Origin of the sequence: Gordonia humi (assembly GCF_014197435.1) — a bacterium.
Taxonomy (GTDB): Bacteria; Actinomycetota; Actinomycetes; order Mycobacteriales; family Mycobacteriaceae; genus Gordonia; species Gordonia humi.
Window position 1 is genome coordinate 43930 of record NZ_JACIFP010000003.1, and the last position, 12730, is coordinate 56659.

Genomic DNA, 12730 nt, shown 5'->3' on the forward strand with positions numbered 1-12730 from the left:
CCCCGGCAGGGCAAGCCAGATCAGATGTCACCAACTCGTGCACCAGCCCCACCAACCCGGATCCCGGTCGAGGCGGGCGATCACCTCCTCCGCGTCTGCGAGCTGCGGAATCCAGCTCGGTGAGACAAAGCTCGACACCTCGACAGTATCGACCCCTGCCGATTGCAGACGTCGACAGAACTCGACCTTGACTTCAGTCGGCACTAACTCGTTCTCTGCTTGTAAACCGTCCCTTGGGCCGACCTCGTAGATCCGAACATGTTTGGGCATTTCTGACGTCGAGTTGATCACTTCGTTTCCTGTCGCGTATGTTCTCGCCTCCGATGCGGCCGTTCATCCGAGGAATGCCGGAACGGAGAGGACCGCGATGTAGTAGGCCATGCACTGCACACCTGCGTGCATTCCTATTGTCTTGTTGAGCAGTCCGCCGATCAGTCCGACGCTCAGTAGGACCAGAATGCCGTATGCTCCGCCTTCGTAGAGGGAGACGACGAGGACGAGGCCTACGAATGCGCCGATGACTGCTTCATGGCTGAGGTGGCGAGCGACCCATACTGCGGCGGGTCGCGCGTACCGCATCGTGAGCGGGAAGGCGATGGCACCCGCCGCGAGTACGCCGATCATCGCGAACACCAGGAACTCGGGGGCGGTGAGCAGACTGTGCAGATTGTGGAGGTCGACGCCATCGCCGCCGACGGTGTACACCGGGGGCGCATTGAAAAGCGGCGCTGCCGCTCCGGCAGCGATCGGGCTCAGCGGAAGGTCGATGGCCACCAACGGAATCAGTGTCTCCGCAAGATAGGTCGAGTCGGTTACTCCATTCCGGACCGCGATAGTCCGCGACAGCCGAACATAGGCTTGTTTGGCGCGCGCGCTGACGATCTCACCGACGAGAACAGCCATCGCGAGCGGGCTGACGAAGAACGTCAGGCTGGTGACTGCCGCCGACGACGCGGTGAGACCGGCCTCGCTGCGGGTCAGCGATCGGAATGGATTCAGCCGTGCGAGTGACCGGCCGCCGATCGCCGACGTGGGCTCGGGGGCGATGGTGAACACCGGACGAGACCTGGTCGGGAGTTTACTCCGAGTCAATGGCGAGATGAGGCCGACCAAGTCGACGACCATCGGCCCGACTGCGAGTCCGACGAAGAAACTGATCGACAGCGTCTTGTCGATCTGCTGATCGACAAATGAGTTGAGGCCGACAATCATCGCGGTCAGCGGCACCAATGCCAGGACCGACGCCCATCGGCCACGCGAGAGATACGCGATGCCCACGGCAACAGCGGGGAAGACGTAGGGTATCGCCTCGCGTAGCGGATCGGAAACTTTGGCCAGGAGAGCAGCACAGAGTACTGCGATCGGAACCGCGAGTAGCGCGGCGAGAAATGCGGCGGAGATCATCTTGCGTAGGGCGACGTGCGGTACGCCGAGCGCCCGCAGATGGGCGGCTTCTTCCATCAGGGCGATCGCCATGGTGTCGCCGGGTATTCCGAGCAAGGTCGTCGGCACCGCGTGGGTCATATGTTTAGCGCACGCGCCGGCGATGAAGAATGCGAGAACACCTGATGGCGGTACCCCGAGGAGAACAACCGCTAATGTCAGCGGAGCGAGTGTCGCAGTCTCGTCAGTTCCTGAGATCAGCCCGAGTAGCGCGAAGATCACGGCCCCAGCGAGTCCGGCGAGGATCGCGGGAACGAGCGCGCTAATGATGTCGGCGATCACCGTTCCGCCTCGCCCTCGGTGCCGTTGTCCGCCGGTTCTCGCTTCTGCGTGGCTTCAGCCTCGGCGAACAGGTCATACAGGCCCATCGCCTCGAGCTCAGCGCACTCGTCCGGTTTCAGTTCGTCCACCGAGCCGAGACCGTTCGGGGCTGAGCGAAGGGCGGCGATGGCCGCCTCCTGTTCAGTGGTCCCGATCGTTTCCTCGCGGAAGATCCGCACTGGCGGAAACAGTCGTGCGCACACCACTCCGACGCACAGGCAGGCACCGAGCCCGATGAGCATCGCGTACGTGCGTGCCAGCGACGTGTTCTCCATCACCGCGGTCAGGATCGCCTGACTCCCCAGAAACGCCGGCACGGAGATGATGATCCCGAGCACGACTGCGAAGGCGACGTTGCGGCGATCGACGACGTCGCCCCAGACCTCGGCGAGGCGTGAATCGGCGTCGTGCACGCCCTGGTCGGCCGTCTCGTCGATGCGTCCGGTCATCACGGTCACCGCTTCGCGATGTCGATGAACAGGGTACGACTGCGGGTGTACTCGGTGAACGCCTCGATACCCTTCTCACGTCCGTATCCGCTGTCGCGTGTCCCGCCGAACGGCAACTCCACCCCGCCGCCCGGCGCGTACCCGTTCACGAATGTCTGGCCCACGTCGAGGCTCCTCGCCACTCGTAGCGCACGGTCCACGTCACGGCTCCACACCGCTGCGGTGAGCCCGTAACGGGAGTCGAGAGCGGCTTCGACGGCCTCCTGTTCGCCATCGACAGAGGTGATCGCGAGAACAGGTCCGAACACCTCCTCGTGAAACAGCGTCGACGTCCGCGAGACGTTATCGAAGAGCATCGGGGCGACGAAAGAGCCTGCGGCGGGCACATCTGCGACTGTTGCCGCACTGACCGCACCCTCTGCTTCGGCCATAGCCGCGAGATCGCGAACGCGCGCTGCCTGAGACGCCGAGATGACCGGGCCGACCTCTGGATCAGTCAGTCCTAGACCCAGACTTGCCGATTCGAAGTACGGGCGAAGGGCGGCGACCACGTCGTCGTGTGCTCGCTGGTCGACGATGACCCGGGTTCCCGCGGTACAGGTCTGGCCGGCGTGAAGTAGCAGGGCGCGTGCGATCACCGGCACAGCCCGATCCAGATCGGCGTCGTCGAACACAATGTGTGCGGACTTTCCGCCCAGCTCTAGCAGTACCGGTCGACCACGATCGGCACACGCGCGGGCCACCGCTCGACCGGTGCGGACCGATCCGGTGAACGACACGTGGTCCACCTCGGTGTGCCCGGTCAGTGCCGCTCCTGCGTTCGCGCCGCCGGGAACGACGTTAAACACACCGTCGGGGATCCCCGCGACGGTAGCCAGACGTGCATAACACAGAGCAACCAACGGTGCCTCGTCGGCGGGCTTCACAACGGCTGCGTTTCCGACAGCGAGCGACGCGGCCACCGACCTTGCCGTGATCTGGGCGGGGTAGTTCCACGGCACGATGTGCCCGGTGACCCCGTGGGGCACGCGCTCGACCACGGCGAGCGAACCGTCGCCGAGGGGGATGCTGTCGCCGAGGAAACCCTCGACCGCGCCGCCATAGAACTCGAAATATCGTGCCGCTGCGGCGATATCGGATCGCCCCTGGGTGATCGGTTTGCCGGTGTCGCGCGTCTCGAGCCGAGCGAGGACATCAGCGTGTTCGCGGACGAGGTCGGCGAGTCTACGCAACCGGCGGCCCCGTTCCGCCGGGGCGAGTGCCGCCCATGTGGGAGCCGACGCGCGCGCGGTGTGAACCGCTTGGTCGATCTCCTCTGTGGCAGCGGTGCCGACTCGAGCGAGCGGAGCCCCGGTGGCCGGGTCCAGGTCGGTAGACCATTCCCTCGGTTCGACGGTGCGGCCGCCGATCTCCAATCCGAACTCGCCGGGCAACGGCACACTGTGGTCGGCCAATGCTCCTGCAAGGCCGGCGAGGAAGGCCGATACGGAATGGTCAGTCATGAGTTCTCCTTAAGTTTCCTGTCTGTGCGTCTGGGGTAGCCGTGGGGCGTCATGGATGTGCCGACTACGGCCGGATGACCGGCTTGATCTCGTCCATCCGTCGCATCGCCGCCATCGCATCCGCAACCTGGTCGAGTCGATAGCTCCGGCCGAGGAGACGGTCCCAATCGAAACGGTTCTGATAGCGGTCAAGGAACCTCAGCGCGGTGTCATAGTCGCCGATACGGCCGCTCATCGACCCGACGAGGGTGACTCCACGGGTAACGATGGTGGCGACATCCACCGGTTGGGCCGCGCCGCCGAGGGTCCCCATCACCACATACCGGCCGCCGCGCGCCATCATCTGGACGCCTTCGGCAACCACTCCTGGGACTCCGGCCAGTTCGAAGGCGATCGAGGCGCCGCGCTCAGTGATCGACCTGACCGCGTCGACGCGGGCCTTCGGCGGTTCGGCCGGATCGACGACGACGGTGTGGGTGGCGCCCCATTCGCGGGCGAGCTCAAGACGGTCGGCGGGACCGCCGACGACGACCAGCTTCCGTGGATCGCGCAGCGAGAGCATCGCGGTTGCGAAGAGCCCGAGTGGTCCAGCTCCTTGCACGACCACGGTGTCATCGTGGCCGATCGGTCCGGCTACCTGGAGCGAGCGGACCACGGTGCGCAGTGCGCAACTGCCTGCGGCCGCCCAGTCCGACTGCACGCCGTCGGGAACTCGGATCCGACCCGCCGCCGGACGTACTATCGCGTGATCGGCAAACGTTCCGGTGAAATGCGGAGGTGCGGCGCAACTGGTCAGGTAGGCGATATACCGGTCGGCGCAGAGGAGCTCGTCGCCGAGCACGGTGCATTCATAGCAGTGGCCACAGGAGATATGGGACCAGACAACGCGGTCGCCGACTGCGACCGACTGGCCGACACTGTCCACCTCGGCACCCGCGCCGATCTCGACCACTCGGCCCGCCATCTCATGGCCTAGAATCATCGGCGGCTCGACCGGCAGCGCGAGATGTCCTTGCCAGGCGTGCACGTCCGAGCCGCACACAGTGGCGGCCTCGATCTCGACGATCAGTCCGCCCGGTTCGGCGGACGGTAGGTCGAACTCGCGCACGACGAAGTCCGCGCCATGTTCGACCATGACGGCCGCACGTCCCAGAGTCCTCGACATCTGAGTCACCCCTTTCGGTTCTGAGCCGCTGCACTCGCGCAGTCGGCCCCTCGGTTCAGTTCAGCGAACACCTCAGCCGTATGTTCGCCGAGCTGGGGAGCACGCCAGAGCGGCCGGGTGTCACTGCCCGACAGCGGGGATCGGCTGAACGGAATGCCGTCGTGGTGTTCGAAGAGCGACAAGGCCAGCGCCTGTTCGCCACTGGCAGTGTCGGCTGCCGAGGCCACCTCGGCGACGAGTACCCCGTGATCGCGCAACACGGTCACCACGTCGCCGGCGCAGCGATGGCTGATAGACCGGTGAATCACGGTCTCGACGTCGGTGCGAGCGTTGATTCGGCCGGCATTCGTCGACCAGGCGGCGTCGATCTCGGCCGGGTCGATGCCGAGACCTCCGACGAGCCGGGTGAACATCGCGTCATTGGTGGCCCCGAGCACAACGAAGCCGTCCACTACTTCGAAGGCCCGGTAGGGCACGATCGTCGGATGGCCACTGCCCCACCGATCGGGCGTCGTTCCGTCGGCGGCCGAGCCCGCGATGAGAGTGCCGAGGGAACTGACCGCCGTGGCAAAGAGTGATGTGTCCACCCGGCGTCCCACCCCGGTACGGGCGCGCTCGGCCAGGGCCGCGCACACGCCGGTCGACAGGGCCAGACCGGTTGCGATGTCGACCATCGCGACGCCGAACCGGACCGGGGCCGCGCCGGGCATACCGGTGACGTCCATCAAGCCGGACTCCGCCTCAACGATGACTTCGGTGCCGGCGGCGTCAGCTAGCGGGCCAGATGTACCGAAGCCGGTGATAGATCCGTAGATCAGACCAGGGAACGCGGCCATCATCTCGTCGGCACCGATGCCCAGGCGGTCAGCGACACCTGGCCGGAAGTTCTCGACCAGAACGTCGGCTGTCGATACCAGTTGCCGTGCGGCCAGCCGCCCCTCACTCGACCCCAAGTCCAGCGTCACACTTCGTTTTCCCCGGTTCACCGCGGCGAAGTAGGCGCTCGATCCGTTCACCGACGCCGGCCCCCAGGCTCGGGTCTCGTCGCCAACAGCAGGCATCTCCACCTTGATGACGTCGGCTCCGAGTTCAGCGAGAGTCATCGTCGCGTAAGGTCCTGACAACACTCTGGTGAAATCAATGACACGCACGCCACTCAGCGGCTCAAATCTTGACACCTCAGGTTCCTCGCCTTCTCTTCATACTCCTTGACCCGAGACCAGTGAGTCATCCAGCGCAGCTCACGATTAGTGAACCGCATCACTCAGGTTCGAGGGCTAGACAACATTCTAGGAAGATATAAATGCATCCACTGCGCAAGAAATGCATCGATTAATATCAGTGACTCATGAATAGTTTGGAGTCACGAGTCAGCCTGCGAGACTTGGAGTTAGTGGCGGCAGTGGCTGCGTGTCGCAGCTTCACCGACGCCGCCATCATGTGTCACATGTCTCAGAGCAGCCTCAGCCGAGCAGTCAATCGCACCGAGCACCGACTCGGCGTCCGACTATTCGAACGCACAACACGGTCGGTCACTCCGACCCCCTCGGGTGCGGAACTAATCAGACTCGGACGCCGCGTCCTAGAGGGTCACCGGTCTGCGATGCGGGAGTTCGAGCTGTTTCGCGACGGGATGGGCGGAACCGTGCGGATCGCCGCGATCCCATCCGCCGCGGCCGTTCTCCTTCCTCTGCTCGTGCGGGAGGCCAATGAACGGTATCCGGGAATCCGAATCGAGATCATGGATTCCCTCGCCCAGGTGGCTCTAGCAGGGCTCCTGAATGGCGATGTTGACATCGCCATCACCACATCCAGCAACCTTCCCGACTCCGTGCTCTACACCGAGCTACTCGAAGACAGATTCGCCGTCATACATTGCAGCGACCACCCGTTCACCACACAAAAGCAGGTGACCTGGGCCGAGCTCGCTCGCGAATCACTAGTTATGTTCGACGGCAACAGCAGCATCCGGACACTAACCGACGCGGCACTGACCGAAATCGGCGCATCGGCGGATATAACTGCTGAAGCGAGTAGCATCCCCGTCATCGCCGGTTTCGTCTCCGCCGGCATCGGCGTCGCCGCCGTCCCCGGACTTGTCACCCCACTGATGATGGCTCCGGGCATCCACTCAACCCCACTAGGCACGCCCGCCGTTGTGCGCCACGTCGGTATCGCGCAGATTCTCGGGCGATCGGAGTCCCCCGCATGCACTCAGATCGTGGCTCTGCTCCGTGAGATCACCACCACCAACACCGCACACCCAATTCAGGACTGAAAGAACTGCGGAACCGATAGAGGCATCACATCGGGGACCAACCGAGGCACGAACTCGCGCGGGGGTCTGTCCGATAAACGGTGTGTGAGGTCCGGCAGTCTTCATCAGTGGGTGGTTCTTTCGAACCGTCCGGCGAAGGTGATCGCGAACGCGTTCAGTGCGGGCTTCCACCTGATCACCCAGCGTGCCCTGCCCCCCGCCGGTCGGGGCAAGCGACCTCGTCACGAGATACAGGCATTTCAGCGCGGCGGCCTCGTTGGGGAAGTGTCCACGGGCACGGACGGCTCGCCGGTAACGGGCGTTGATCGACTCGATCGCGTTGGTCGCGGGAGATCACCCGGCGGATCTCGATCTCGACGTCGTACTCAAGGAACGGCACGAACTCCGCCCAACTGTTGCGCCAGAGCTGCACGATCGCGGGATACCGGTCGCCCCACTCGGCGAACCGGTCTTTCGCCGCAGCCTCGGACGGGGCCGTGCAACCGGCTTGATCGCCTTCACGATTGCGTCCCGATGCTGCCGGCCAGCGTAACGGAAGCTGTTACGAATGAGGTGCACGATGCACTGCTGCACAACCGTCTGCTCCCACGTGGTGTTGATCGCCTCGGAGAGTCCCTTCAGCCCGTCGCGGACTGCGATCAGGACGTCCTCGACACCGCGGTTCTTCAACTCGGTGAACACCTGCAACCAGAACCTCGCGCCCTCCGCCCCCTCACCGGCCCAGATCCCCAGGATCTCGCGTTCCCCGTTCACGGTCACACCCATGACGACGTAGAACGCCGTGTTGCGGACCTGCCCATCACGAACCCTCACCACGATCGCATCGACAAAGATCACCGGATAGATCAGATCCAACAGGCGGGAAGACCATTCGGCGAGCTCGCCCGTGGCTTTCTCCGTGATCCTGCTGATCGTGTCCTTGGAGACCTTCGCCCATAGACCTCGTCGAAGTGCGCGGCGATCTCCCCGGTCGTCAACCCCCGAGCGGTCAATGACAGCACGATCTGATCGACACCGTCCAGCCGTCACTTACGCTTGGGGACGATGACCGGCTCGAACGACCCGTCCCGGTCCCTGGGCACCTCGATCTCGACCGGGCCGATCTCCGTCAGCACAGTCTTCGTCTGGGTCCCGTTGCGCATGTTCTCGCCGATCGGGGTGCCGCCGTGGTCGTGACCGAGATGCTCGGTCAGTTCCGCTTCCAGCGCGGTCTCGAGCACGTTCTTCGTGAGTTGGCTGAGCAGGCCGCCCGGCCCGGTCAGGCTTACGCCCTGTTCTCGTGCTTGCGCGAGCAGACGTTCTGCGAGTTCTTTCTGATCGATGATCTCTCCGGTCACGGGATCAATCATCATCTCCTCGTCAACGACGACATCGGTCGTGTCAGACACGGCCATCTCCTTTCGGATCAGGCCGGATCCTCACACACCGTTTTTCGTACAGTCCCCAACCAGGGCCGCCACATGCAGTCGCACCGCTCGTCAACGGCTCACATGCTCCCGCGGCTGACCGGGGCGCGGAAACCCGCGTCGTAACCTCATGTGCGAATGAAACCGCTCTGGAAGGTGTCGTGGTGATTGGGTTTGTCGACGAGTCGAAAGTCAAGGGACTGTTAGTGGCGTGCACGGTCGTCAACCCGGCAGACCTTGCCGCGACCCGCCGCGCGCTCAACGACCTGCGCATGAAGGGGCAGCGTCGCATCCACTTCACCAAGGAGTCGGACTCTCGTCGACGTGCGATCTGCTCGATGCTGTGCACACTCGACGTTGAGGTAACGATCTACAAGGCGCGCGATCGCGACCCACGCGTTGCCCGCGCGGCCGCGCTGGCTGCTGTCGTCGCCGACCTCGCCGCCGCCAACGCCACGCAACTCATCATCGAACGTGATGATCCCGCCGCCGCCGCCGACCGGGCAACGCTCTACCGTGCCGTGCATGATCACGGAGTACCGAATCTGTCCTACGATCTACGACGCCCGCACGAAGAACCCGGACTGTGGATCTCCGACGCCGTTGCCTGGTGTTACACGAAGGACCGGCAATGGCGCGGCCGCGTTCAGCCACTGATCAAAGCTGTGCGTGAGGTGTAGACGACTGGTCCAGAATGCGCGAAACCCGGCTCACCAACCGTCCGGATGGCTGCCGGGTCACTTCCCGAAGGCTACTGCCTGGGCACCAACATCATAGCGCCCACTCGGGGACTTGTTCAACAGTGCACAAGTGGTGACGGCAGGAGGAAGGCGTGCCGGGCATACGGTCGCTGTTCCGGGCGGGGAACAACAGTGACCGTCGGCCCGGGGCCGTTCCTCCTGCCGTCGGGGAGCGGCTGCCCTCTGGGGCACCCGAACCCTTCCGGGTCCGGCAGAGGGAAACCGCTGGTCTGAGATGGCGCGACTGACCGCGCCGCCGCGATCAGGTCAGGTCACTGCGCTGCTCGCGCTGCGCGGAGGGGAGATAATGCAGGTCTCCGCCGGGCAGCCGACGTATGTCGGCTCGTCGCCGGAGTGCGTTCCAGCGGCGGCGGTCAGATCGCAGCCGCACGAGCGCCACCATCAACACCATGACGCAGAGCGCGACGATCACCGCCAACGCCCCTAGGTCGAAGAACGGCGTCCAATCGGTTCCGATGCTTGGATTGACCTGCATCTGGCCGGTCATGGTAGGTCCTCCTGGTCAGGATCGAGTAGGGCGGGAACGAACTCGTCGGAGTCGGGATCGAAGGTCCACCACCGCTCGTCGACGAGGAAGCATTCAGCGGGGCTCGCCCTCGTCGACTCGGGCAGGGCGTGCCTTCCCCGCGATCATGAGTTCATTCATCTGTCCTGGTGCGATCGAGGGCTCCTCGACCGGCCCAGGCGCAGCTGGTGCAGGTTCGCGTCGTTGTGCGAGGTCGGTGTCGATCCAGTCGCCGAGTTCGGGTGGGAGGCCGCGGTAGGGCGGGGCGTCGAGTTTGCGGCACTGGTTGATATCGCAGCTTGCTATACCGAAGTCGCGGACGATCGCCAGGAACGGCCGTAGGTACTGGGTGTGCCAGGAGGCCATGTCGGGCCAGTACGGGCGTCCGGTCTTCCCCTCGGCGTGGATCTGTGTGTAGGCAGCTCGGTGCGCGGTCATCAGCGCGGTCAGCTCCTCGACCAGGCGCGGGTGGCGGTACCAGCAGGGCGGGATCTTCTCGATGATCTCGTAGCGGTAGCGCAGCCAGTCGACCCACCGTACGAGCTCGTCCCACAGACGCGCCGCGGCGACCCGGTCGAGACTGTCCCAACAGAATCGAGACGGCCGGAACACGTCGGCACGCATCTGGTCGACATCGATGTCGTCAATGCTCATCGCAGCTGTCCTGCCGTCCTCAGATCCGCCAGGTCAGCGTCAGTGTTGCCGGTAGCGCGGATGTGCTCGAACAGAGCGGTCGAGTCGGTGACCGCCGCAGCGTGCTCGGGTCGGTCCCACACGGTCGGCAGGTGCACGATGACCGGACGGGTGTTCCGGTAGATCATCAAGGCTTGATCTTCCGGGAGTTCGCGGATCTCTTGGGGACTGAGCACTCGTCGTTCGCGGACATCACCGGGCCGCTCTGATTGCGGCTCCATCCAGGTCCCGAACAGACGCGAGACCGATTCGAGTTCGTCGATGTCGCCCAGGCCCGGCAGAATCATCCGGTTCGGTGCGTTGATCGTGAACTCTTCACCGGCATATTGGCCCCACCGTTTGATGTTCTGGATCCGGTTGTGTGCGAACGCCCAGATACTGATACCGCGGCCGCCGGAGTCGGTCATTTTCCCGGGCAGGTCCGGTATCGGCGCGATGTTGTTGACCTCGTCGAGGACCAGTCGGGCGGGAACCGTAAGGCGCAGGCTCGGCTCTCGTTGAGAGGCCAGATCCAGAATCGAGTAGACCTCGCTGGTCATAGCCGCGACGATCGGTGCAGCCTTGGGTTGAGTGGACTGACACGCCAGGTACAGGGTGTTCGCGCCGTCGAGCACGAACGCTTCCAGGTCGATGGATTGGTCGGCCGGGACGTCGACCATGCGGCGGATCGCCGGGTCAGCGAGGGGGTCGAGCATCGTGGTCGCGGTGGAGAACACATCCGAGACCGATGAGGACTGCGAGTCGGGGCTGGTGCACGAGTTGGTGACATCTGATCTGGCTTGCCCTGCCGGGGCGGCCTGGAAGGATGTTGTTGTGCCCAAGCCCTATCCCCAGGAGTTCCGCGACGACGTTGTTCGCGTCGCTCAGAATCGTGAAGACGGTGTGACGCTCGAGCAGATCGCCGCCGACTTCGGTATCCATCCCATGACGTTGCAGAAGTGGATTCGCAAGGCCGACGTGGAGGCCGGGATCAAGCCCGGCACGACCGCCGCGGCATCCCAGGAGCTCCGGGAGGCCAAGCGGCGTGTGCGACTGCTGGAGCAGGAGAACGAGGTCCTGCGCCGCGCTGCTGCCTACCTGTCCCAGGCGAATCTGCCGGGAAAAGGTGGTACCCGCTCGTGAGCGAGCTCGCCGCTGACGGCATCCCCGTCACGGTGGCGTGCCGGGTACTCAAGATCGCTCGTCAGCCCTACTACCGATGGCTCAAGAACCCGGTCACCGATGCCGAACTCGCCGAGGCGTACCGGGCCAACGCCCTGTTCGACGCGCACCGAGAGGATCCGGAATTCGGCTACCGCTACCTGGCCGATGAAGCTGAGACCGCGGGCGAGAAGATGTGCCGGCGCACCGCCTGGCGAATCTGCTCAACCGGTGGCTGGACCAGTGCCATCAGCAAGAAGGGCCGCGGCAAGCATCGCAAGGCCGGCCCACCCGTGCACGACGATCTCGTCGAGCGAGACTTCGCCGCCGTGGGCCCGAACGAGCTGTGGCTCACCGACATCACCGAGCACTGGACGGCGGCGGGAAAGCTGTACCTGTGCGCGATCAAGGACGTCTATTCGGGCCGCATCGTCGGGTATTCGATCGACTCCAGGATGAAGTCCTGCCTGGCCGTGGCCGCACTGAACAGCGCCGTCGCCAGGCGGGGCGACGTCACAGGCTGCGTCCTACACAGCGATAGAGGATCTCAATTTCGCTCGAAGAAGATGCAGAAGGCTATCACCCGGCACGGCATGCTCGGGTCGATGGGAAGGGTCGGCGCTGCCGGGGACAACGCGGCCATGGAGAGCTTCTTTTCACTGCTACAGAACAACGTCCTCGACCGCCGATCCTGGGCCACCAGAGACGAGCTCCGGGCCGCCATCGTGCACTGGATCGAACGCACCTACCACCGCCGCAGACGACAAGACCGCCTCGGCAGATTGACCCCCATCGAATTCGAGACAATCATCAACCACGAGGCCCCTCAGGCCGCGTGACTAACCGTGTCACCTAACCGTGCATCAGCCCCGTCCATCAGATTGCGTAGGTCGCTGGCCCATTCGGGATAGTGCGCGGCCAGGATCTGATACGGCTGGGCAACGTCCATCGTGCTTATCCACTGACGAACCTCCATCAACGACCGGCCGTCGATCGCGGCCGCCATCATCGCGCACCGCAACACCGTCGCACCGCGGGGTCTCCCCAAAAGTTCGAGTCCTTCACAC

12 protein-coding genes and 2 pseudogenes are annotated in these 12730 nt (G+C 64.4%); 4 read left to right on the top strand and 10 right to left on the bottom strand.

The features are described from left to right. Positions 1-27: 27 nt before the first annotated feature. The 6 genes from BKA16_RS23305 to BKA16_RS23330 form a co-directional block, all read right to left on the bottom strand. The gene (locus BKA16_RS23305) at positions 28-291 is read right to left on the bottom strand and encodes a beta/alpha barrel domain-containing protein (RefSeq protein ID WP_343067641.1); all 264 of its coding nucleotides are present in this window, start codon (positions 289-291) and stop codon (positions 28-30) included. A 42-nt stretch (positions 292-333) separates the two neighbouring features. Then, the gene (locus BKA16_RS23310; protein ID WP_343067642.1) at positions 334-1725 is read right to left on the bottom strand and encodes a tripartite tricarboxylate transporter permease; all 1392 of its coding nucleotides are present in this window, start codon (positions 1723-1725) and stop codon (positions 334-336) included. Next, positions 1722-2213 carry a hypothetical protein gene (locus BKA16_RS23315; RefSeq protein WP_183373372.1) on the bottom strand — a complete coding sequence of 164 codons (492 nt, stop codon included), beginning with the start codon at positions 2211-2213 and terminating at the stop codon, positions 1722-1724. Before BKA16_RS23315 ends, BKA16_RS23310 begins: the two co-directional genes overlap by 4 nt. Before the next feature lie 5 nt (positions 2214-2218). Beyond that, positions 2219-3715: an aldehyde dehydrogenase family protein gene (locus tag BKA16_RS23320; RefSeq protein WP_183373373.1), complete on the bottom strand. Its 1497-nt coding sequence runs from the start codon at positions 3713-3715 to the stop codon at positions 2219-2221. A gap of 64 nt (positions 3716-3779) precedes the next feature. After that, on the bottom strand, positions 3780-4880 hold the full coding sequence (locus tag BKA16_RS23325) for a zinc-binding dehydrogenase (RefSeq protein WP_183373374.1): 1101 nt from the start codon (positions 4878-4880) through the stop codon (positions 3780-3782). A 5-nt stretch (positions 4881-4885) separates the two neighbouring features. Further along, a complete protein-coding gene (locus BKA16_RS23330; protein ID WP_343067643.1) occupies positions 4886-6058 on the bottom strand; it encodes a CaiB/BaiF CoA transferase family protein in 1173 nt (390 codons plus the stop codon). A gap of 170 nt (positions 6059-6228) precedes the next feature. Between BKA16_RS23330 and BKA16_RS24385 the strand changes: the two are divergent. Further along, a pseudogene (locus tag BKA16_RS24385) lies at positions 6229-6420 on the top strand (helix-turn-helix domain-containing protein); the annotation flags it as partial. A gap of 63 nt (positions 6421-6483) precedes the next feature. Then, positions 6484-7158: a LysR substrate-binding domain-containing protein gene (locus BKA16_RS23335; RefSeq protein ID WP_246372635.1), complete on the top strand. Its 675-nt coding sequence runs from the start codon at positions 6484-6486 to the stop codon at positions 7156-7158. A 104-nt stretch (positions 7159-7262) separates the two neighbouring features. On the opposite strand, the pseudogene BKA16_RS23340 reads toward BKA16_RS23335, so the two are convergent. After that, a pseudogene (locus BKA16_RS23340) lies at positions 7263-8510 on the bottom strand (IS256 family transposase). Positions 8511-8728: 218 nt separating this feature from the next. Here BKA16_RS23340 and BKA16_RS23345 point away from each other — a divergent pair. Further along, the gene (locus BKA16_RS23345; protein ID WP_343067644.1) at positions 8729-9244 is read left to right on the top strand and encodes a hypothetical protein; all 516 of its coding nucleotides are present in this window, start codon (positions 8729-8731) and stop codon (positions 9242-9244) included. Positions 9245-9566: 322 nt separating this feature from the next. On the opposite strand, the gene BKA16_RS23350 is transcribed toward BKA16_RS23345, so the two are convergent. The 3 genes from BKA16_RS23350 to BKA16_RS23360 form a co-directional block, all read right to left on the bottom strand. Then, positions 9567-9812, bottom strand: a complete 246-nt coding sequence (locus tag BKA16_RS23350; protein WP_183373377.1) for a hypothetical protein — start codon at positions 9810-9812, stop codon at positions 9567-9569. Between the two features lie 93 nt (positions 9813-9905). Beyond that, a complete protein-coding gene (locus tag BKA16_RS23355; protein ID WP_183373378.1) occupies positions 9906-10484 on the bottom strand; it encodes a hypothetical protein in 579 nt (192 codons plus the stop codon). Then, entirely contained in the window at positions 10481-11344 is an 864-nt protein-coding gene (locus tag BKA16_RS23360) for a type IV secretory system conjugative DNA transfer family protein (protein ID WP_281378513.1), read from the bottom strand. The genes BKA16_RS23355 and BKA16_RS23360 overlap by 4 nt, the downstream gene beginning before the upstream one ends. Here BKA16_RS23360 and BKA16_RS23365 point away from each other — a divergent pair. Further along, positions 11337-12502 (top strand): IS3 family transposase gene (locus BKA16_RS23365; protein WP_183369779.1). Its coding sequence is split into 2 segments (ribosomal slippage): positions 11337-11621 and positions 11624-12502, totalling 1164 coding nucleotides; the frame shifts between segments, so codons are not numbered across the junction. The genes BKA16_RS23360 and BKA16_RS23365 overlap by 8 nt on opposite strands. Positions 12503-12730: the final 228 nt, after the last annotated feature.